We start from the raw sequence: 21,448 nt of genomic DNA on the forward strand, positions 1-21,448 counted from the left end.
GTGCGCGTAAATCCGTAAAATGGCTTCTTTTTCTGCCCAGAGGCTGCCATGTCGAAACACCTGCTCAACCCCCAGGGCGAGTTTCCCGCCGCCACCCTGGGTCGTCGTCTGGCAGCGATGTTCTATGACTTCCTGTTGTGTACCGCCCTGCTGATCGTCGCCAGCGGCATTTACAAGATGATCCAGATGGCGATCCTCGGCGAAGACAAAATGCGCACCCTGACTGAAGCCGGCGCGCTGGACGGTGATCCATTGCTTTCGACCGTGCTGCTGTTTGTGCTGTTCGGCTTCTTCGCCAAGTTCTGGACCTGGTCGGGTCAGACCCTCGGCATGCAGGTGTGGTGCATCCGCGTACAGAACGCCGATGGCTCGTCCATCAGCCTGTGGCAGGCGCTGTTGCGGTTTGTGGTGTCGATTGCGTCCTGGCTATGCCTCGGGCTGGGATTCTTCTGGTCGCTGTTCGACAAGCAGAAGCGCAGCTGGCATGACATCTACTCCAATACGCAGCTGGTGCGGATTCCTAAGAAGACCAAGTAATTCAGCCATACAAAAACCACTGTGGGAGCGAGCCCCCTCGCCACACTGGCTCCCCCCACATATTTTTTTCGGCTAAACGGAAAGAACTCAGGCGTTGCCGGCCAGCTTCATCCGCGCCGCCTGAGTGAAGTCGAGCATGCGCTTCAACGGCCGAATGGCTTGAGGGATCAACGCCGGATCTACAAAGATCTCGTTCGCCCCCTCTTTCAAGCTCTTCAGCGTGCGCTCAAGGGTGTTCATCGCCATCCATGGGCAGTGCGCGCAACTACGGCACGCTGCACCGTTACCAGCCGTTGGCGCCTCGATGAAGACCTTGTCCGGACACAGCTGCTGCATTTTGTAGAAAATGCCGCGATCGGTGGCGACGATCAACGTTTTGTTCGGCAGGCTCTGGGCCGCCGCGATCAGCTGACTGGTGGAACCGACGGCATCCGCCAATTCGATCACCGCGGTTGGCGACTCTGGGTGCACCAGAATCGCAGCATCCGGGTACAGCGCCTTCATGTCTTCAAGCTGCTTGGACTTGAATTCTTCGTGAACGATGCAGGCACCGTCCCACAGCAGCATGTCCGCACCGGTCTGGCGCTGAATGTAGGTGCCCAGGTGTTTGTCCGGACCCCAGATGATGGTCTCGCCGTTATCCATCAGGCTTTCGACGATCTCCAGCGCACAGCTGGACGTCACCACCCAATCCGCTCGCGCTTTGACCGCCGCTGAGGTATTGGCATACACCACTACCGTGCGTTCCGGGTGCTGATCGCAAAACGCCGAAAACTCGTCCACCGGGCAACCCAGGTCCAGCGAGCAGGTCGCCTCGAGGGTTGGCATCAGCACGCGTTTTTCAGGGTTGAGGATTTTTGCGGTTTCGCCCATGAACTTCACCCCGGCGACCACCACGGTCTTGGCCGGGTGTGCATTGCCGAAGCGGGCCATCTCCAGCGAGTCGGAGACGCAACCACCGGTTTCTTCGGCCAGGGCCTGAATCACCGGATCGCAATAGAAGTGGGCAACCAGCACCGCGTCCTGAGCCTTGAGCTCGGCGGCGATGGCGGCACGGTAATAGGCTTCTTCATCGGCGGTCAGCGGCTTGGGCTGCTTGGCGTCGAGGTGAGCCTGAACCAGAAGGCGTTCGGAAATCTGCGTCATGTTCGCAAGACCTGCAGGCGCATTTGCGCGAAAGTCGAGTATACACCCGGCTCCGGCCCCTTCAGGGTACCGCCGGGAAAGTGAGTATTCATCAGGCACGGACAGCGCTGAAGCTGCGCAAGGCTACAGAATATCCCGTGGATGCAAAAGATGATTCTGACCTGCGTCACGGCTGGCAAAGTACCGTTATCAAGCAAATCCCAATCGCAAGCAAAAAACGCCTGATTTCAGCGCTGGTTTTTGCGCTCTGACAAGGCTGGCTTGTCGGTTACGAATCCACCATTATTTCTCGGCCGAGCCGAGCGCCCTCTTGCAGTGGAACTGCATGGTTGCGGCCCTAGGTCGCCGGACGAATCATGGAATCTCGTTGCGGCTTCATTACGAACACAGTCTCAGGATCTAATTTTTATGGACGTCTACAAGGTCAGTGTTTCGCAAATCACCAGCACGAAAATCTCGGCAGAAAATTTTGAGCGAGACACCCTGAAAAGCAGCCCTTACTACCAAGCTGGCAGCACAGGAAATGAACCGTCCCATTTTGCTGTGTGCCCCGGATGTGACAACCCCATACAAATCATCGGACTCTACAAAGAGCTGGAAAATACGCCGAATCCATATGGCCGCCATTACATACGTACCGTGGAGAAGCTGGCTGAGTATGATCAGGAATCTTACGACTCCTGCCCCTATTCCAAGCCTGAGCGCAAACCCGAGCGCTCGGCACGCCGCACCAAGGAAAAAGGACTGCCCGAGAAAATCCTCAGACTTCTGATTGAAAACTTTGATTCAGTCATCTACATGATCGAAAAGTCCACCGGCATCAACATTGGCGACGGGCTGGCAAAACGGATGCTGAAGACCTACCGGGACGAACAAGGGCACATGTACAAGGCAGCGACATTGCTGAATATCCCGTGGATCTTCGCCTACATGTCCAATGCCCAGTCAATCTCCAGACAGAAGGTTTTCAATAATCCGGATCTGATTGTGGCAGCGCGTAAGAAGTTACCCTCTGCCGCTATTGATGAGGAGGGAAAGCAGAAAGGCGTTTTGAAACCGACGGATAATGAGGGCTACCTTGATATCAATATCAGCTTCATTCATCACCGCGTGACACTGGTTGATCGCTCAATCAACGAAACGATGAAAATGGTCATTTTCACGAATCAAGCCAGGCAGAAGATCTCTGTTTATGAGCAGGTAATCCCGTTCGATGCGGACCATTTTCTTGCCCTTATCAATCGGTCTCCAGACACTGCCTATCGCCCTCGCCGAAACACGCTTGTACCACTAGCACAGCAAATGCTGGGACACGGACAGCCTGAATAATCCGGATCGATGATCAACCTTCCTTTTCTTGATACAAGCGGCCGGCAAAAGTGCGCAAACACTCTCGTGGTGGAGCCCGTCCACCAGCCGGCTGATTCTCTCACTTTCTTGCAGGCAAAAAAAAATCCGGAAATCCTCACTTGCGTGGGCCTTCCAGACTTTTAAAACTGCTACAAAAATGGTGGGTCGTGTGGGATTCGAACCTACGACCAATTGGTTAAAAGCCAACTGCTCTACCAACTGAGCTAACGACCCGCTGTGTGGTGCGCGTATAATACTGATTTTTAAGGACTATTCAACACCTAATTTGAAATAAATCAAAAATAAGGTGTTGGGTCGCTGACTCCGGCCGCCGCGAAGCCTTCTGCACGCAGTCGGCAACTATCGCATTTGCCGCACGCACGGCCGTTACCGTCGGCCTGATAGCAGGAAACCGTCAGCCCGTAATTGACACCCAGCTTCACGCCCGCCTCGACGATCTGCGCCTTGCTCAGGTTCTGCAGAGGCGCCTGGATACGGAAGCCATTGCCCTCTACACCGGCCTTGGTGGCCAGATTGGCCATGCGCTCGAAGGATTCGATGAACTCGGGACGGCAGTCCGGATAACCGGAGTAATCCACTGCGTTGACACCAATAAAGATGTCACGCGCACCGAGCACTTCGGCCCAACCCAACGCCAGCGACAGGAATACCGTGTTGCGCGCCGGCACGTAAGTGACTGGAATGCCCTCCCCCAGCTCCTCCGGAATGTCGATGCTGCTGTCAGTCAGCGCCGAACCGCCGATGCCGTTCAGGTTCAGGCCGATCACTTTGTGCTCGACCACACCGAGGTCTCGGGCGACGCGTTCGGCGGCGTACAACTCGGCATGAGAACGCTGACCGTAATCGAAGCTCATGGTGTAGCAGCTGTAACCTTCGGCGCGAGCCATGGCCACGACTGTCGCCGAGTCCAGGCCGCCGGACAGCAGGATGACCGCACGTTTTTCAGCTGTATTCAGTTGTTCCGTCATTTCAGCGCCCCGGCTCGTCATTCCAAAGATATTTATGCAGCTGCAATTGCAGACGCACTGGCAGGTTGTCCGCCACCACCCAATCCGCCAGGTCCCGAGCATTCAGGTCGTGGTGGCTTGGCGAGAACAGGACTTCGCCGGCACGTCGATCAAGACCGTACTGGATCAGCTTGGACACGGCCCAGTCGTAGTCTTCCCGCGAGCAGATGACAAACTTCACCTGATCGTTAGGCGTGAGCAATTCGATATTCTCGTAGCGGTTGCGGTGTGCTTCCTTCGAACCCGGGGTTTTCAGGTCGACAACGCGACTGACCCGTGAATCTACTGCCGAGATGTCGAGCGCACCACTGGTTTCCAGTGACACTTCGTAACCGGCGTCGCACAACTGCTTGAGCAATGGGATGGCGTTAGGTTGGGCCAACGGTTCGCCACCGGTGACACACACATAACGCGGGCGGAAACCGGCCACTTGCTCGAGGATGTCGTCGAGCGGGCGAATGGTGCCACCAGTGAACGCGTAAGCGCTGTCGCAGTATTGGCAACGCAATGGGCAACCAGTCAGGCGCACAAATACTGTGGGCAGCCCGGCAGTCCGCGTTTCACCCTGCAACGAGTAAAAAACTTCGGTAATTCTCAATGTGTCTTGCATAGTCGCCACGGGCATAACAGCTAAACAGGCTGTCCGCCTCCGTCAGGCACTTCAAGGAACCCCGCCACCGCGCAGATCCCAAAAAGCGTGTTCCATAAAAAGGGGGTGAATTCTAACGAAAAAACCCGCGACAGGCGCGGGTTTCTTCAAAACAGGCCTTACAGGCCTACATGCGCTGCAAGTCTCGCTGGGCCAACTGAGCGGCGGAAGTGCCCGGGTATTGCGACACAACCTGCTGCAGAATGCCTTTGACCTTGTCGGTGTGACCCAGGCGGCGCTCTACATCAGCCAGTTTGTACAGAGAGTCAGGCACTTTTGGGTGCTTGGGGTACAGCTGCGAAACCTTGGCAAACGCCTGACCTGCACCTTGCAGATCGCCTTTGGCCAGGTTCACTTCGCCCAACCAGTACTGGGCATTGCCCGCGTATTGGCTGTTCGGGTATTTGCGCAGGAAGGCAGCAAAAGCCTGGCTGGCCTTGTCGAAATCCTTGGCTTTGATCAGGTCGAAGGCTGCGTCGTAATACAGCTTTTCCTTCGCCGGATCAGCTGGTTCGCTACCCGCGGCAGGTGCATGAGCGGCAGCGGCTCCTGCACTTGCGCCAGCTGCTGCGGCTGCGCCGGTGGCATTCAAATCACCACCGGTGGAAGAATTTTCAGGAGTCGCGGCAGGTGCAACGCCGGTTCCTATGCGCCGATCAAGATCCTGATATCGCTCCAGGTTCTCTTGCTTCATGCGCGCTACTTCATTTTGCAGAACTTCGATCACACCCTGTTGGCGTGAGATCTGCTCCTGCATGGATTGCAGTTGGTTGAACAGCTCACCCTGTGCCGAGACAGGGGTCGAAACCCCTCCCCCGGCATAGGCGCCGTTCGTACCGTAACCCGCAGGCGGATAACTGGTCCCGCTATTGTTATAACCGGAGTTGTTATCGACCACAGGAACCGCAGCCCACACCGCAAGCGGCGCGAGACTGAGAGCCAAGACAGTTACAGCACGACGGCACGTTCGCATGACGAATTACTTACGCAGTTCGACGCGACGGTTTTGAGCCCAGGACTGCTCGTCGTTGCCGGTAGCAACTGGACGCTCTTCGCCGTAGGAAACCAGTTCCAGCTGAGCTGGGGAAACACCTTGCAGTACCAGGTAGCGTTGAACGGCTTTCGCACGACGCTCGCCCAGTGCCATGTTGTACTCACGAGTACCACGTTCGTCGGTGTTGCCTTCCAGAACAACGCGAGCGCCGTTTGCTTTCAGGTCTTTTGCGTGAACGTCCAGAGCGCGCATGGCTTCTGGCTTCAGGTCCGAACTGTCGTATTCGAAGTAGAAGATGGTGATTGCGCGCAGAGCAGCTTCTTCGCTCAGGGAACCGTCAACGGCACCAGTGTTTGCGCCATAACCAGCGTTTGGATCTACTGCGCCTTCACCGGCATTGTCGCCGCCTTTGGACGAGCAACCTACAGCTACAGCCATGGCCAGAGCCAGCGCAGCAAATTTACCAAACTTCAGCATTTCCATCGTGAAACTCCTAATGAACCCCAATGTGTTAAGTACAACGTGTAGCGCCGCGTCAGTTCAGGTAAGGGGACCAGGAAGGTTCTCTGACTTCGCCTTGTGCGGTAGGAAGCGGGAGCCTTACGCGTCCATTAATGGACACGAGCATCAAGACTCCCCGGCCCTGCTGGCGGGTGGCGTAGATTACCATGGTGCCGTTAGGCGCGACAGTGGGCGACTCGTCCAGAGTGCTATCAGTGAGGATCTTTACACTACCGCGTTGCAAATCCTGGGCCGCCACCTTGAAATTGGTGAAGCCGTCCTGGCGGTGAATCATCACCAGGGTCTTTTCATCAGCTGAAAGCTTCGGGTTGGCGTTGTAGTTACCCACGAAGGTCACACGCTCCGCACCGCCACCACCGACGCTGGTTTTGTAGATCTGTGGCTTGCCGCCACGGTCGGAGGTGAAGTAGATGGTCGAACCATCCTTACCCCAGAACGGTTCGGTGTTGATGCCGGGACCATTGGTGACGCGAGAGATCTGACGCGAACCCAGGTTCATCACGTAGATGTCCGGGTTGCCGTCCTTGGACAGTACGAAGGCCAGGCGATTGCCGTCCGGAGACCAGGCTGGCGCGCCGTTCAGGCCTTCGAAGTTGGTGATCTGCTCGCGGCGACCGGTGTCGATGTTCTGCACGAAAATACGTGGACGCTTCTGCTCGAACGACACATAAGCGATGCGCTTGCCATCCGGTGCAAAACGCGGCGACAGAATCGGCTCGCGCGATTGCAGCAAGGTCACGGCGCGGGCACCGTCATAGTCCGAACGTTGCAGCGTGTAGCGCGTGTTCTTCTCGGAGAAACGCTCGGCCGTCACGTACAACAGACGCGTCGAGAACGCACCTTTGATACCGGTCAGTTTTTCAAACGACTGGTCAGCGATGTAGTGCGCCATGTCGCGCAGTTGATCAACGCTGCCCGACACACTGCCGGTCAGCACTTGCTGCTCGGTGGCGACGTTGAACAGAGCGTACTGCACCTGCAGACGACCGCCTGCTGGAACAATGCTGCCAACCATAATGTACTGGGCACCAACCGCCTTCCAGTCACGGAAAATGATTTCGCTGGCCTGGCTCGGCAGGCTGATCATGTTCTGCTTTGGAATCGGCGAGTAGTAACCCGAGTTGCGCAGGTCGTTACCAATGATTTCGGACATGTCGTCCGGCAGCACGGCGCCGCCCTGGAAAGCGAACGGAACGACGGCGATCGGGGTTGCCCGATCACTGCCGCTGGTGACCAGAATGTTTTTCTCATCTGCCATCGCCATCCCTGCCATGCAGCAGATAGCGATTAGCATTCCTCGAAGAAGGTTTCTCACGGGGCTAAATCCTCAGGCGTGAATGTCATCTTGAATGAACGATACGGAGCGAAATCGCTCGGCTTCATTCCCTGCATTTCTATCAAACGTCCGATATTCTTCACTGCCGCTACAGCAGACGCGTCAAACGGACCGTCACCGCTGGACTTGGCCACGTTGACCGAAGTCACCGTACCATCCGGCAACATGCCGATTTGCAGCACGACTGTCATACCTTTGCGTGCCGAAGGTGGACGAGCCCAGCCTTCCGCCGCACGAGCACGAATCAAATCATCGAAACTGCCGGCGACTTCGTCACCCTGTTCATCCGCCAAGGCCTGCTGGCGCTGCGGCGTGTCGGAAAGCAAATCGGCCAAGGCCTGAGCCTTTTTGTCTTCGGTCGATTTACGTGCCGCATCCTGCGATTTCTTCTTCGCAGCATCGGCAGCAGCTTTCTTCTTCGCGTCTTCGGCGACTTTCTTCTTCGCCTCTTCAGCTTCAGCTTTCTTCTTGGCGTCTTCGGCGGCTTTCTTCTTCGCGTCTTCGACGATTTTCTTCTTCGCTTCTTCAGCGGCCTCTTTCTTGGCCTCTTCTTCAGCAGCTTTCTTGGCTTCTTCTTCGGCTTTCTTCTTGGCTATATCAGCCAATTGTTTCTCTTCGGCCTTTTTGGCTTCGGCGGTCTTCTTCGCTTCATCGGCTTTCTTGGCTTCATCAGCCTTTTTCGCCTCATCCGCTTTCTTCGACTCGTCGGCCTTCTTGGCTTCCTCGGCCTTTTGAGCCGCCTCTTCTTTCTTTTGTTCCGCAGCCTTCACCGCTTCCTGCTCGACCTTCTTCTGTTCCATCTGTTCGACTTCGGTCTGACGCGCAGCAGATTTCTGCGCTTCACCCGCAATCTTCTGATTGGTCTGGGTGGTCGCCCGACTTTTCGATTTCAGCTGGTACAGCGTCGCCTGGACAATCGGCTTGGCCGGCGGCAACTCAGGCGTCATGGCAAAACTGACGAACAGCATGCCGAACACCAGCACGTGCAAGCCAATCGCCCAGACACTAGGCCAGAAGTAGCTTTCCGAGGCTGTTGGCTCTCGTTGTTGCTGCATCAGGGCGCCTCGGTAATCAAGCCAACATTACCGACTCCGGCCTTCTGCAACCCGCCCATGGCGCCCATGACCGAACCGTAATCGACAGTTTTGTCGCCGCGGATGAACACCTGAGTGCGCTTGCCACCTTCAGTGCCAGCACGAATGATCTTGGTCACTGCGTCGGTCATTTGCGGCAAGGTCATGGCCTTGTCCTGCTGCTTTTCGGTATCGACTTCGCTGCCAAGGTTCCAGTAGTAGGTCTTGTCAGCCTTGATCGAAATGGTCAGGACCTGGGTGTTGTTGTCCTGCGGCAAGGCTTCGCTGGAAACCTTGGGCAGATCAACTTTCACGCCCTGATTGAGCATCGGCGCGGTTACCATGAAGATGACCAGCAGTACCAGCATCACGTCGATGTAAGGCACCACGTTCATCTCGGCAACCGGCTTGCGCTTTTTGCGAGCTCGAGCGATTAAAGCCATTGGAAATTACCTGCTTATTCTTCGCTGGTGTGCACTTTGCGGTGCAGGATCGCCTGGAATTCATCGGCGAAGGTGTAGTAACGGCCCAGCAGGGTTTCGCTGCGAGCAGCAAAACGGTTGTAAGCGATTACGGCCGGGATGGCGGCGAACAGACCGATCGCGGTAGCAATCAGTGCTTCGGCAATACCAGGGGCCACAGTGGCCAGGGTCGCTTGCTGGGCAGCGGCCAGACCACGGAAGGAGTTCATGATGCCCCAGACCGTACCGAACAGACCGATGTACGGGCTGACGGAACCGACGGTCGCGAGGAACGGCAGGCTCTGCTCAAGCTTTTCTTCTTCGCGGGAAATGGCAACGCGCATGGCACGGGCCACACCTTCCATGACCGCTTCCGGGTCAACGCCTGGCTGCTGGCGCAGACGGGAGAATTCCTTGAAACCGGCACGGAAGATCTGCTCGACGCCCGAATCCGGATCAGGGTTGCTGCCGGCCTGGCGGTAGAGTTTGGACAGGTCGATACCCGACCAGAAGCGCTCTTCAAAGCTCTCCAGGGCACGTCGACCGGCGCGCAGCAGATTGCTGCGCTGAAAGATCATGATCCATGAGGTGACCGATGCGGCTACCAGGATCAGCATTACCAGTTGCACCACGATACTGGCATTGCTGACCAGGCTCCACATGGAGGTATGGTCGACGACGTTAGCTTCCACGCTTAATCTCCTGCTTTGAGTGTGTACCCGCGCCGCTCACGTCGGCAAAGGCCGCACGTAGAGCTTCGGGAATGGCCCGGGGTTTTAAACTGTCAGTGCGCACACAGGCCACCAAAAACTGCCCCTCGCAGAGCAGCACATTATCCGTAGCCCGCCTGACCTGCTGTTTGAAGCGCAGGCTGGCACGGTTCAATTCGATTACTTCAGCGCTTACCAGAAGCTCGTCGTCCAGTCGCGCCGGCGCGTGGTAACGCGCTTCGCTGGAATGCACGACAAACAACAGGTCCTCCCCTGCCAGCGCCGATTGGGCAAAGCCCAGATCCCGGAGCCGCTCGGTTCGAGCCCGTTCCATAAACTTGAGGTAATTGACGTAATACACGATGCCGCCGGCATCGGTGTCCTCGTAATAAACGCGACAACGATGTGCGAACGGCTCAAGCCCGTTTTGCGCGCGCATACTCTAGTGCTTACTCCTCAGGTTGCCAATCCGGCCAGGCAACTGTTTTTCATTGATCTGCGGCTTTGCGGCAAAAGTACGGTCCTGGAACCGCACAAACGCCGAATATATCAGTGCGCAAAGATTATTAATCGTCCACGGCATCAAGGAACTCGTCTACGACGGGCATTTCACCCATTCGTGACGGAATGTTTAAACCGAAGTGCAAATACGCATGCCGGGTCACCACTCGCCCCCTCGGGGTGCGCATGATGTAGCCCTGCTGGATCAGGTATGGCTCGAGTACGTCTTCAATGGTGTGGCGTTCTTCGCTGATGGCGGCGGCCAGGCTGTCCACTCCGACCGGACCACCGTCGAACTTCTCGATCATGGTCAACAGCAGACGCCGGTCCTGGTGGTCGAAACCACGTTCGTCGACGTCCAGCAGATTCAACGCGAGGTCGGCAATCGGCTTGGTAATGTGCCCCTTGGCGCGCACTTCGGCGAAATCGCGCACCCGACGCAACAGACGGTTGGCGATCCGTGGCGTACCGCGAGCACGACGGGCGATTTCAAAGGCGCCTTCCGGGTCCAGCGGTAAACCAAGAATGCTCGCCGAACGACTGACAATCGTGGCGAGGTCAGCGGTGTTGTAGAACTCCAGGCGCTGGACGATCCCGAAGCGGTCGCGCAAGGGGTTGGTCAACATACCGGCACGCGTGGTTGCACCGACCAGAGTGAATGGCGGCAAATCAAGCTTGATCGAACGCGCGGCAGGCCCTTCGCCGATCATGATGTCGAGCTGGAAATCTTCCATGGCCGGGTACAGCACTTCTTCGACAATCGGTGACAGGCGATGGATTTCGTCGATGAACAGCACGTCGTGAGGTTCAAGGTTGGTCAACAGCGCCGCCAGGTCACCCGGACGCTCAAGCACGGGCCCCGACGTGCTCTTGATCGACACCCCCATTTCCTGGGCGATGATGTTCGCCAAGGTGGTTTTCCCCAAGCCCGGCGGACCGAAAATCAGCGTGTGATCCAGCGACTCGTTACGCCCACGGGCGGCCTGGATGAACAACTCCATTTGCTCGCGAACAGTCGGCTGGCCGATGTATTCGGCCAGGCTGACAGGACGAATCGCCCGGTCCTGGACTTCCTCGCGATCACGAGGACCGGGCGTGGCGGTAATCAGACGATCAGCTTCAATCACTTAAATCATTCCCTTCAGGGCACGACGAATCATGTCTTCACTGCTCAAACCTTTCTCCTTGATCGCGGAAATTGCCTTGCTGGCCTCCTGTGGCTTGTAGCCCAGGGAGATCAGCGCGCTGACCGCGTCATTTTCGGCGGTGGCAACCGGAGCCGGCGCGTCTGGCCCTCCCGGCTGGTTTGGCACCAGGGCGAACATCGCAGGTACGGTTTCCCAGGCTTTGAAGCGATCCTTGAGCTCCACCAACAAACGTTCGGCGGTTTTTTTGCCCACACCTGGCACCTTGGTCAGCGCCGAGGTGTCCTGGGACTGCACGCAACGGACCAGCTCATCGACTTCCAGGCTCGACATCAACGCCAGCGCCAATTTTGGCCCTACGCCGTTGAGACGGATCAACTCGCGGAAAAAGTCTCGCTCACGCTTGCCGAAGAAACCATAGAGTAACTGCGCGTCTTCGCGTACGACCAAGTGGGTGTGCAAGGTCAGCGGTTCACCGACCGACGGCAAGCGATACAGCGTGGTCATGGGCACTTCCAGCTCATACCCCAGACCGTTTACATCCAGAATCAGGTGCGGCGGCTGTTTTTCAGCCAGTGTGCCGCGCAAGCGTCCAATCACGTTTCAGATCCTTGAGCGTTGGCCAGATCAATGCCTGGCGACGAACAGAACAAGGGGTCGCGCCGACGACACAGACACGACAACCCTCATTCCATAAAAAAGACTGCTGATGCTATCAGAGACGCAAGCGCCCGCCACGACTGCGTGCCGTCCCCAGGCCATGGGGCAACAAACTGGAACGGGTGTGAGCATGGCAGATGGCAATCGCCAGGGCGTCAGAGGCGTCGATTTGCGGCTTGCTGGTCAGTTTCAGCATGTGCATGACCATCATTTGCACCTGTTCTTTGTTCGCCGCACCGGTGCCGGTTACGGCCTGCTTGACCTGGGTTGCGGTGTACTCGGCGATTTCCAGGCTTTCTTCGGCCCCGGCAACGATTGCAGCACCGCGCGCCTGACCCAGTTTCAGCGCGGAGTCGGCATTGCGCGCCATGAACACTTTTTCGATGCCCATGGTGACCGGTCCGTAAGTCTGGATAATTTCACGCACGCCGCGATAAACGATTTGCAGGCGTTCGTGCAATTCTCCCGAGCCCGTGCGAATGCAGCCCGACGCGACGTACACACAGCCACGCCCGGTATCGCGTACCACGCCATAACCGGTAATACGCGAACCGGGGTCGATACCCAAAATTAAAGTCATAACGCCTGCGGGTTCAGTAAAAGCACAATATTCAATTCAGCGAATAACAAATGTGGGAGCGAGCCTGCTCGCGAAAGCGGTTTCATATTCAGCAACGATGTTGCCTGAAAATCCGCATTCGCGAGCAGGCTCGCTCCCACAATAGATCCTAGTCGCCCTTAACCGAGCTGTGCAGCCACCGACTCCGGAATATCGGCATTGGAATAAACGTTCTGCACGTCATCCAGGTCTTCGAGCATGTCGATCAGCTTGAGCACCTTCTCGGCGCCTTCCAGGTCCAGCTCGGCACTGGTGGTCGGCAGCATGACGATTTCTGCGTCCTCGCCTTTGAAACCGGCCGCTTCCAACGCATTGCGCACGGCATAGAAGCCAGCGAAAGATGTGAACACGTCAATAGAGCCATCTTCGTGGGTGACCACGTCATCGGCGTCGGCTTCCATGGCCGCTTCTATCAGCGCGTCTTCATCAACGCCTAGCGCGAAGGAAATCTGCCCTTTGCGCTCGAACAAATACGCCACGGAACCGTCGGTGCCGAGATTGCCGCCGCATTTGCTGAACGCGTGGCGAACAGCAGCGGCAGTGCGATTACGGTTATCGGTCATGCACTCGACCATCACCGCCACACCGCCCGGGCCGTAGCCTTCATAGCTCAACTCGACCATGTCGTCGGTGTCGGCAGCACCCGCGCCGCGTGCAACCGCGCGATCAATGATGTCGCGACTCATGTTCGCGCCAAGGGCCTTGTCCAGCGCCAGACGCAGGCGCGGGTTGGAGCCCGGATCACCGCCACCCTGACGGGCAGCAACAGTCAGTTCACGAATCCACTTGGTGAAAATCTTGCCCTTCTTGGCATCCTGACGTTCTTTGCGGTGCTTGATGTTCGCCCACTTGGAATGACCCGCCATAACTCGCTCCGAATTATCTTTGAAACATTGCCCGCCCCACACAGTGTCGGCCAGCAACAAAAAATCTCGACCTAAAGAAAAGGCGCACCCAAAAGGATGCGCCTTTGCGGTCAGCCTTACTCAGCCTTTGGTGTTTCGCGCAGACGAATGTGCAGTTCGCGCAATGCCTTGGCATCCACTTGACCCGGTGCCTGCGTCATGACATCTGCCGCGCTCTGGGTTTTCGGGAAGGCGATCACTTCACGGATCGACTGGGCGCCGGTCATCAGCATCACCAGACGGTCCAGACCGAAGGCCAGGCCACCGTGCGGCGGCGCGCCGTACTTCAGGGCGTCGAGCAGGAAGCCGAATTTCTCTTCCTGTTCCGCTTCGTTGATACCCAGCAGGCGGAACACGGTCTGCTGCATTTCCTTACGGTGGATACGGATCGAACCGCCACCCAGCTCGGTGCCGTTCAGCACCATGTCGTAGGCACGGGACAGAGCGGTCGCCGGGCTGGATTCCAGTTCTTCCGGCGTGCACTTCGGCGCGGTGAACGGGTGGTGCAAGGCGCTGAAGCTGCCGTCGTCGTTCTCTTCGAACATCGGGAAGTCGACGACCCACATTGGCGCCCACTTGCAGGTCAGCAGGTCCAGGTCGTTACCCACCTTGATTCGCAACGCGCCCAGGGCTTCGCTGACGATTTTGGCTTTGTCGGCACCGAAGAACACGATGTCGCCGTCAACCGCACCAACGCGATCGAGGATTACATTGAGGTTGGCCTCAGGGATGTTCTTGACGATCGGCGATTGCAGACCTTCAACGCCTTTGGCGCGCTCGTTGACCTTGATGTACGCCAGGCCCTTGGCACCGTAGATGCCGACGAACTTGGTGTAATCGTCGATCTGCTTGCGCGGCATGCTCGCCGCGCCTGGAACGCGCAAGGCAGCAATACGGCACTTCGGATCATTGGCCGGGCCGCTGAACACTTTGAAATCAACTTCTTTGAGTTGATCGGCAACGTCAACCAGCTCCAGCGGGTTACGCAGGTCCGGCTTGTCGGAACCATAACGACGCATGGCCTCTTCGAAGGTCATGTGCGGGAACTCACCGAATTCCAGATCCAGCACTTCCTTGAACAGGTTGCGGATCATGCCTTCAGTCAGGCCCATGATGTCTTTTTCATCGAGGAAGCTGGTCTCGATGTCGATCTGGGTGAACTCAGGCTGACGGTCGGCACGCAGGTCTTCGTCGCGGAAGCACTTGGCGATCTGGTAGTAACGGTCGAAGCCGGCCACCATCAGCAGTTGCTTGAACAGCTGCGGCGATTGCGGCAAGGCGAAGAACGAACCGGCGTGAGTACGGCTCGGCACCAGGTAGTCGCGAGCACCTTCAGGGGTGGCGCGGGTCAGGATCGGCGTCTCGACGTCGAGGAAGCCGTTCTCGTCCAGGTAGCGACGGATGCTGGTGGTCATGCGCGAACGCAGACGCAGCTTCTCGGCCATTTCCGGACGACGCAGGTCAAGGAAGCGATAGCGCAGGCGGGTTTCTTCGCCGACATCGGAGAACTCGTTCAGCGGGAACGGCGGGGTTTCCGATTCGTTCAGCACTTCCAGCTCGTAGCCGAGGACTTCGATCATGCCCGACGCCATGTTGGCGTTGGTGGCACCGGCCGGACGCAGGCGAACCTTGCCGGTGATCTTCACGACGTACTCGCTGCGCACGCGATCGGCGGCGGCGAAGGATTCAGCGCGGTCCGGGTCGAACACCACCTGGGCCAGACCGTCACGATCACGGATATCGAGGAAAATCACCCCACCGTGGTCACGGCGACGGTGAACCCAACCGCAAAGAGTAATTTCCTGGCCTTCCAGGCTTTCGTTCAGTTGGCCGCAATAATGGCTGCGCATCATGGTAGTGGTTTCACTTCTCGTAATCGAAATTCGGTTGGAGACCTGCACATCCGGCCCTTGATAAAGGTGCCGGATGATGCAAGCGCTCACGCGTGTGGTTCAACTCAGGCTCTAGTCAGCTTTGTCGCCGCCGGCCAGGTTCTTCTTCGAGCCGGTCTTGAAATCGGTTTCGTACCAGCCAGTGCCGCTGAGGCGGAAGCCTGGCATGGACAGCATCTTTTTAAGCTCTGGCGCCTGGCAGGCAGGGCAGTCGACCAGCGGTGCTGCGCTGATCTTTTGAATGGCTTCCAACTGATGACCACAGGAAGCACATTGATAGTCGTACATCGGCATGGGGGTTGTCTCGGCGATCAGATTGCTACCGCACACGCTGGGTTTTGCGGCAAAGAGCGGGATTATATCCATTAAATGCAGCCTGTGCAGCCGTAAGACTGCACAGACTGACACTCAACTCCTCACGCCGCTGCGACTAGGGCATCACAATGCAGCCCCCTTCCTTCAAGCTGCGCACGACACAGACAACCCGCACCAGCCCTGTGAAGTTCTTGACCCCGCCGTGACGCAAATGCACCTCGCGGTCCACATGGGACAGCAGCGCACTGACAGAACAGCAATTGACCTTGGCCATATCACCCAAAATATCCCAGTAGACCTGCTCAAGCCGCAAGCAGGTCGCAAAACCATTCAAACGCACCGAGCGGGATAAAGGCCGGGCCAGCCCCATATCAAATTCACTGACGAACGGATCAACCCTAATATCCTTGGTCGGACCGAGACTCCCTTCGCCCAGCCTGTCTTCGTAAACCATATCGCTGACACTCCTTTGCCATCCTTGCCTTCTATAAGAGCTACATCTGTTGCCTTATAAAAGCGCAGGCGCAAAGGTATATCCAGATGACTTTATGACCATCCACGTAGGATAAGCCAACAGCTAAAGGGGGATCATGGAGCCCGTCCTAGGCCGGCCATTTTCCTACGCGCTCAGGCGCGTTTTACCCCGTGCAAAAGAGACCTGATGAAGTAAAAAGCCAGAAAGAGAACAAAACCCAAGGACCTGACTGCCTCCTGCCCCCTCGGCAAGCTGTTTGATCATATCTTCGGTGCCGGGCACGCCGGCTACTTCCTTACATGACCCGCAACAAGTCGAACACCAGAGCACCGCCGGACTGCCTGATTTGAGTAGCTGCAGGCTTTGCTGTTAAATAGGCAGTGTGTCGCTACCGCCTATTTTTCCGGGGGCAGCGCATAGGCTGATACCGGGTACGTGTCCAACGCCTCTTATTGTTCTGAAGCGAACCGTGCTCCATCAGCTCTTCCTTGTGATCCGTCTTAACGCGAGTTAATCAAAATGTTGAAAATCGTCCACCTGCTAACGGGCGCAGCCGCCCTGCTGCTGTCCTTCATCCCCAGCCTGCGAGCTGAAGCGGTCCCTTACCTGCAACAACCCGATGCGCTGTACCTGGCGTTTTTCGGCCTGCTGAACCTCACCCTTGCTCCTGTTATCCCTTACTGGAACAAAGGCCCGCGCCACCAACTGCAAAACCTGGTCAGCGTGCTGCTGGTTCTGGCCGTCTTCCTGCAAGTTCTGACGTTGCTCGCGCCGATGCCTGTCATCGCCGGTCAACCTGCCGTTCTGTTCAGCCTGTTAGCTGCCCTGTCCGCCGTTTTGCTGCACCTGGGCGTCAGCTTCTACAAATCTTCACCGGCCGCCGCCTCGCCAAGCTATGACATGAGCAACCGCGATACCGGCACCGTCAAGTGGTTCAACACCTCCAAAGGCTTCGGCTTTATTTCCCGCGATTCCGGTGATGATATTTTCGTGCATTTCCGGGCAATTCGTGGCGAAGGTCACCGCGTTCTGGTCGAAGGCCAGCGTGTGGAGTTCTCTGTCATGAATCGTGACAAAGGCCTGCAAGCCGAAGATGTGATCGCTGCCCTGCCGCGCCGCTGATTCAAGGCTAAAAAAAACCGCGAACAGCCAGGCTGTTCGCGGTTTTTTATTGCCTGCTTCTTTATCATAAAAAGTCAGTAATGCGGCGGTGGTGCTTCCTCTTCGAAGGATTCGAATTGGCCGGCCATTTCCTCCTGCCGCTTGAGCAGTGCAGCCATTTGCAGCTGCAGGCGTTCAACTGCACGCTGCTGCGTCGCCAGCACATCACTCAATGACTGAAGGGCGTCATCCTGAAACGCCAACTGGCTCTCCAGATCGGTAACGCGTTCTTCCAGGCTCATGATTCAACCCTCCAGAAACGTAAAGTCTTCGGCCAATACCAAACGCAGGCGTTCGCGAATCGCTACGATCTGCTCCGCAGTGTAAGGCGTGGCCGCAAGCTTGCCCCAGACCGGAGCAGGCCAGGCGGCGTCATCACGCTTGCGCACAATCACATGCATGTGTAGCTGACTGACAACGTTACCCAAGGTCGCGACATTCAACTTGTCGGCGTCGAACGAATCCTTCAGCGTTTCTGCCAACGCAGTCGTCTCCTGCCACAGCTGTTGCTGCTCGGCGACACTCAACTGAAATATCTCGCTGATATCGTCACGACGCGGCACCAGGATGAACCAGGGGTAATTCGAATCGTTGGACAACAGCAACCGGCAGAGCGGGAAATCCCCGATCGGTAGCGTGTCTTGTTGAAGCCGTGGATCTAAAGCGAACACTGTGCGCACTCCCGCCTGGTTCTCATTTTTCAGCTTAGCGCCCCTTCCGAAGGACGGCGCACCAAGCGACAGGACGGCAGCATACCTGCGAACGGCGCTGGCTTCACGAACAGACACACGCCCCGACATGAAGCATTTTTACCAATACGCACCACTACAGAACCAGCTTTGAGGCCAAAAACACTGAAATGACTGATTAACAACGATCTGTTCGATTCGGACAAATGACAGCACTGTATGAATTCGGTACAGCGGTTAAAATTTTCTGCACCAAAATCGCACAGTTCGTCTACGCTGAGCGCGTCAGCATCCGTCATTTACTCACTTGCGGGGTGGACCGGTAACGTTTTACATTGTTACGCCGCCGACCCGCATGCTGAAACACGATGCAAACCTTTGCGTCAAGCCTCATAAAACTTGCTTGAAACGCCCGGTTTTATGAGGTTTTTACAGCGAAAGGCAGGCCAGAAGAAAAAAAGCCAACAAACTGCCAATTTGTGCACGTTTGTTGCATTCACACCCACATCGCCTTGAAACCTCTGCGGGACGTGGAAGGCTCAAGGCAAATAAAAACAGCGGCAGGGTTGCCCGATGGAGATTCAAACGTTTCACCAAGGACTCTTTTTACCGAAGTTCAAGCCCTGGAAAACAACGCTAAAGTTGCCGGTTCGCTTGCATTGACGCTGTAAATTTGCGACATCTACCGAGCTGTTTGCGACAGGGTCGTAAAGAAGCCGAAAGGATGGATACGCAAGTATCGCCAATAGAGTCGGCGTGATATAAGTTTGCGCCGACACAAAAAGAAAGAGCCGCCCAGATAATAAATCAGGTGGACGGCAGTACTCTTCTAAAACCAAAGGAGCAAATCACGATGCGCGTGATGAAGTGGAGCACCATCGCACTGGCAGTTGCAGCAGCAGCCAGTACTCAGTTGGCTACGGCCGCACCTTTCGTAAGTGACCAGGCTGAAGCCAAAGGTTTTGTTGAAGACAGCTCGCTGAACTTGCTGGTTCGCAACTACTACTTCAACCGTGACAACAAAAATGGCGCCAACGACCAGAAAGACTGGACCCAGGGCATCTGGGGCAACTACAGCTCCGGTTACACCAAGGGCCTGATCGGCGTTGGCGTTGATACATTCGGTTACCTGGCAATCAAACTGGATGGTGGCGACGGCACCGGTGGCACCGGCAACATGAGCCGTAGCGATACCGCTAACGCTAATGGCAATCGCCATGTCAACGACAGCCAAGGCAAAGCCGGCGGCGCCGTTAAAGTACGCGTATCCAAAACCGAGCTGAAAGCCGGTGACATGCAGCCAAGCACTGCTCCAGTGTTCGCTGTTGGCGGTTCCCGTATCCTTCCTCAAACTGCCAGCGGTTTCCAACTGCAGAGCAGCGAATTCAACAACATTGACATGGAAGGCGGTCACTTCTACTCGGCGACCAGCCAGGACAAAAACGCCCGTGACGGCGGCCTGTTTGCAACGTACGCTGGCGTAGAAGCCGACAACATCGACTACGCAGGCATCAAATGGGGCGCCACCGATGCACTGAGCCTTTCGTTCTACGGTGCCAAGCTCGATAACATCTGGAACCAGTACTACGCCAACGCGAACTACACCCTCGCACTGGGTGGCACTCAGTCGTTGAACTTCGACGGTAACATCTACAACACTCAGGACACCGGCGACGCTAACGCAGGCGAAATCAGCAACACCGCCTTCTCGCTGGCTGCTGCTTACTCGTTCCTGAATGCGCACACCCTGACCCTGGGCTTCCAGAAGGTTAACGGCGAGACTCCGTTCGACTACATCGGCGTGGGCAAGAACAACCGCGGTGGCGACTCGATTTTCCTCGCCAACTCCATCCAATACTCCGACTTTAACGGTCCTGGCGAGAAATCGGTACAAGCCCGTTATGACCTGAAAATGGCTGAGTACGGCGTTCCTGGTCTGAGCTTCATGACCCGTTACGTCAATGGTTGGAACATCGACGGCACCAACACTCCAGCGGGCAGCGCCTACGCTGGTCTGTACGGCCAAGACGGCAAACACCACGAAACCAACGTGGAAGTTAAATACGTCATTCAAAACGGCCCAGCCAAAGACCTGTCCTTCCGCATTCGTCAAGCATGGCACTCCGCCAATGCTGACGAAGGCGAAGGCGATATCAATGAGTTCCGCCTGATCACCGACTACCCGCTCAACATTCTGTAATTGCAGAAAGTCAGCACCCGGTAATCAAAGAAAGGCCCATCTCCGGATGGGCCTTTTTTGTTGGCTGGAACATTGCGTTTAAACAATCAGATCTGTTAGGAACATGCCTGACTTAGCAGTCAGACATGATCAAAAAACAATCACTGCGACACAGATTCCTGAACCACCCGAATAACCCGCTGTGGAAACGGGATGTCAATACCGGCAGTTTTCAAACGATCGCGGGACTGTTCGTTGAACATGAACATTACATCCCAGTAATCGGCTGTCTTTACCCAGACCCGAAGCGAAAGAGTGATCGAACTGTCACCCAGAGTAGAAACCACTGCCTGAGGTGCTGGATCTGCCAATACACGCGGATCTTTGGCCAGTTCCAGCAAAACTTCACGGGCCTTCTGCAAGTCCGCTTCGTAATCAACACCGACGTCGAACACCACTTTGCGCGTTGGTTGACGATTGGTATTGGTGATGATGCCGTTCGACAAGTTGCCGTTGGGCACGATGATGGTTTTGTTATCGCCGGTACGCAGTACCGTGTGGAAGATCTGAATGCTGTCGACGGTACCAGCAACACCTTGGGCTTCGATCCAGTCACCGATCCGGAACGGGCGGAACAGCAGAATCAACACGCCACCGGCGAAGTTTGCCAGGCTGCCCTGCAAAGCCAGACCGATGGCCAGACCCGCCGCACCGATGGCCGCGACGAACGATGTGGTTTCCACACCGATCATCGACGCTACGCTGACGATCAGCAAAACCTTGAGAATGATATTAGCCAGGCTGCTGATGAACCCTTGCAGCGCAAGGTCGGCGTTACGCAGCGCCAACAGGCCGCCGAGCTTTTCCGTCACTTTGTTGATCAGCCACCAGCCGACGGCCAGGGTGATAACTGCCAGCAGTACACGACTGCCGTATTCCATGATCATCGGGATCCAGGCCTGAGAGGCCTTGACCAGATTGTCCACTTCAGTATTCAAATCCATCTACTTTCTCCTGGGTTAAGCGCAATCCGGGTGGGAGCGAGACCGGCTTGCCGGCGAAGAGGGCATATCAGTCAACATCACTATTGAATGACACACC

25 protein-coding genes and 1 tRNA gene are annotated in these 21,448 nt (G+C 56.5%); 5 read left to right on the plus strand and 21 right to left on the minus strand.

The features are described 5' to 3' along the window. Positions 1-48: 48 nt before the first annotated feature. Positions 49-537, plus strand: coding sequence for an RDD family protein (locus ACWGZX_RS07630; RefSeq protein WP_452627895.1), 489 nt, complete (start codon positions 49-51; stop codon positions 535-537). 87 nt (positions 538-624) lie between these two features. On the opposite strand, the gene nadA is transcribed toward ACWGZX_RS07630, so the two are convergent. Further along, entirely contained in the window at positions 625-1,683 is a 1,059-nt protein-coding gene (nadA, locus tag ACWGZX_RS07635) for a quinolinate synthase NadA (RefSeq protein ID WP_452627896.1), read from the minus strand. Between the two features lie 80 nt (positions 1,684-1,763). Here nadA and ACWGZX_RS07640 point away from each other — a divergent pair, with 80 nt between their 5' ends. Further along, positions 1,764-1,934: a hypothetical protein gene (locus ACWGZX_RS07640; protein ID WP_452627897.1), complete on the plus strand. Its 171-nt coding sequence runs from the start codon at positions 1,764-1,766 to the stop codon at positions 1,932-1,934. Positions 1,935-2,091: 157 nt separating this feature from the next. Next, positions 2,092-3,012, plus strand: coding sequence for a hypothetical protein (locus ACWGZX_RS07645; protein ID WP_452627898.1), 921 nt, complete (start codon positions 2,092-2,094; stop codon positions 3,010-3,012). Positions 3,013-3,191: 179 nt separating this feature from the next. Here the strand turns inward: ACWGZX_RS07645 and ACWGZX_RS07650 are convergent. The 17 genes from ACWGZX_RS07650 to ACWGZX_RS07730 all read right to left on the minus strand — a co-directional run bounded on the left by ACWGZX_RS07650 (position 3,192) and on the right by ACWGZX_RS07730 (position 16,297). Next, positions 3,192-3,267 (minus strand) — tRNA-Lys (locus ACWGZX_RS07650). Between the two features lie 62 nt (positions 3,268-3,329). Continuing rightward, positions 3,330-4,022, minus strand: coding sequence for a 7-cyano-7-deazaguanine synthase QueC (queC, locus tag ACWGZX_RS07655; protein WP_452627899.1), 693 nt, complete (start codon positions 4,020-4,022; stop codon positions 3,330-3,332). A 1-nt stretch (position 4,023) separates the two neighbouring features. Beyond that, the gene (queE, locus tag ACWGZX_RS07660) at positions 4,024-4,671 is read right to left on the minus strand and encodes a 7-carboxy-7-deazaguanine synthase QueE (RefSeq protein ID WP_046032066.1); all 648 of its coding nucleotides are present in this window, start codon (positions 4,669-4,671) and stop codon (positions 4,024-4,026) included. A 166-nt stretch (positions 4,672-4,837) separates the two neighbouring features. Beyond that, positions 4,838-5,683: a tol-pal system protein YbgF gene (ybgF, locus tag ACWGZX_RS07665; protein WP_452627900.1), complete on the minus strand. Its 846-nt coding sequence runs from the start codon at positions 5,681-5,683 to the stop codon at positions 4,838-4,840. A gap of 6 nt (positions 5,684-5,689) precedes the next feature. Beyond that, entirely contained in the window at positions 5,690-6,187 is a 498-nt protein-coding gene (gene pal / locus ACWGZX_RS07670; RefSeq protein ID WP_007945836.1) for a peptidoglycan-associated lipoprotein Pal, read from the minus strand. A gap of 52 nt (positions 6,188-6,239) precedes the next feature. After that, on the minus strand, positions 6,240-7,520 hold the full coding sequence (gene tolB, locus ACWGZX_RS07675) for a Tol-Pal system beta propeller repeat protein TolB (protein WP_452628978.1): 1,281 nt from the start codon (positions 7,518-7,520) through the stop codon (positions 6,240-6,242). A 17-nt stretch (positions 7,521-7,537) separates the two neighbouring features. After that, positions 7,538-8,617 carry a cell envelope integrity protein TolA gene (tolA, locus tag ACWGZX_RS07680; protein ID WP_223511848.1) on the minus strand — a complete coding sequence of 360 codons (1,080 nt, stop codon included), beginning with the start codon at positions 8,615-8,617 and terminating at the stop codon, positions 7,538-7,540. After that, on the minus strand, positions 8,617-9,069 hold the full coding sequence (tolR, locus tag ACWGZX_RS07685) for a protein TolR (RefSeq protein WP_161807482.1): 453 nt from the start codon (positions 9,067-9,069) through the stop codon (positions 8,617-8,619). The genes tolA and tolR overlap by 1 nt, the downstream gene beginning before the upstream one ends. Before the next feature lie 23 nt (positions 9,070-9,092). Then, the gene (gene tolQ, locus ACWGZX_RS07690) at positions 9,093-9,788 is read right to left on the minus strand and encodes a protein TolQ (RefSeq protein WP_452627901.1); all 696 of its coding nucleotides are present in this window, start codon (positions 9,786-9,788) and stop codon (positions 9,093-9,095) included. Next, positions 9,778-10,245 (minus strand): tol-pal system-associated acyl-CoA thioesterase, encoded by a 468-nt coding sequence (gene ybgC / locus ACWGZX_RS07695; RefSeq protein WP_452627902.1) that lies wholly within the window; start codon positions 10,243-10,245, stop codon positions 9,778-9,780. Before ybgC ends, tolQ begins: the two co-directional genes overlap by 11 nt. A gap of 127 nt (positions 10,246-10,372) precedes the next feature. Then, positions 10,373-11,434: a Holliday junction branch migration DNA helicase RuvB gene (gene ruvB / locus ACWGZX_RS07700; RefSeq protein ID WP_452627903.1), complete on the minus strand. Its 1,062-nt coding sequence runs from the start codon at positions 11,432-11,434 to the stop codon at positions 10,373-10,375. Further along, positions 11,435-12,052 carry a Holliday junction branch migration protein RuvA gene (gene ruvA / locus ACWGZX_RS07705; protein WP_007897033.1) on the minus strand — a complete coding sequence of 206 codons (618 nt, stop codon included), beginning with the start codon at positions 12,050-12,052 and terminating at the stop codon, positions 11,435-11,437. Positions 12,053-12,167: 115 nt separating this feature from the next. Next, on the minus strand, positions 12,168-12,692 hold the full coding sequence (gene ruvC / locus ACWGZX_RS07710) for a crossover junction endodeoxyribonuclease RuvC (RefSeq protein ID WP_007945844.1): 525 nt from the start codon (positions 12,690-12,692) through the stop codon (positions 12,168-12,170). A gap of 158 nt (positions 12,693-12,850) precedes the next feature. Continuing rightward, entirely contained in the window at positions 12,851-13,597 is a 747-nt protein-coding gene (locus tag ACWGZX_RS07715; protein WP_452627904.1) for a YebC/PmpR family DNA-binding transcriptional regulator, read from the minus strand. Positions 13,598-13,713: 116 nt separating this feature from the next. After that, on the minus strand, positions 13,714-15,489 hold the full coding sequence (gene aspS, locus ACWGZX_RS07720) for an aspartate--tRNA ligase (RefSeq protein ID WP_452627905.1): 1,776 nt from the start codon (positions 15,487-15,489) through the stop codon (positions 13,714-13,716). Between the two features lie 111 nt (positions 15,490-15,600). Then, positions 15,601-15,822: an FmdB family zinc ribbon protein gene (locus ACWGZX_RS07725; RefSeq protein ID WP_010457489.1), complete on the minus strand. Its 222-nt coding sequence runs from the start codon at positions 15,820-15,822 to the stop codon at positions 15,601-15,603. A gap of 136 nt (positions 15,823-15,958) precedes the next feature. Continuing rightward, positions 15,959-16,297, minus strand: coding sequence for a ribbon-helix-helix domain-containing protein (locus ACWGZX_RS07730; protein WP_223511839.1), 339 nt, complete (start codon positions 16,295-16,297; stop codon positions 15,959-15,961). A 540-nt stretch (positions 16,298-16,837) separates the two neighbouring features. Here ACWGZX_RS07730 and ACWGZX_RS07735 point away from each other — a divergent pair. After that, positions 16,838-17,440: a cold-shock protein gene (locus ACWGZX_RS07735; protein ID WP_317849322.1), complete on the plus strand. Its 603-nt coding sequence runs from the start codon at positions 16,838-16,840 to the stop codon at positions 17,438-17,440. Between the two features lie 74 nt (positions 17,441-17,514). Here the strand turns inward: ACWGZX_RS07735 and ACWGZX_RS07740 are convergent, their stop codons facing one another. Continuing rightward, on the minus strand, positions 17,515-17,721 hold the full coding sequence (locus ACWGZX_RS07740) for a SlyX family protein (RefSeq protein ID WP_223511838.1): 207 nt from the start codon (positions 17,719-17,721) through the stop codon (positions 17,515-17,517). 3 nt (positions 17,722-17,724) lie between these two features. Next, complete coding sequence (locus ACWGZX_RS07745) at positions 17,725-18,150, minus strand: HIT family protein (protein ID WP_452627906.1); 426 nt, start codon at positions 18,148-18,150, stop codon at positions 17,725-17,727. Between the two features lie 871 nt (positions 18,151-19,021). Here ACWGZX_RS07745 and ACWGZX_RS07750 point away from each other — a divergent pair. Beyond that, entirely contained in the window at positions 19,022-20,368 is a 1,347-nt protein-coding gene (locus tag ACWGZX_RS07750; RefSeq protein ID WP_452627907.1) for an OprD family porin, read from the plus strand. Between the two features lie 140 nt (positions 20,369-20,508). Here the strand turns inward: ACWGZX_RS07750 and ACWGZX_RS07755 are convergent, their stop codons facing one another. Further along, positions 20,509-21,351, minus strand: a complete 843-nt coding sequence (locus ACWGZX_RS07755; RefSeq protein ID WP_452627908.1) for a mechanosensitive ion channel family protein — start codon at positions 21,349-21,351, stop codon at positions 20,509-20,511. Between the last annotated feature and the right edge of the window lie 97 nt (positions 21,352-21,448).

The organism is Pseudomonas sp. CLCA07 (genome assembly GCF_053615335.1).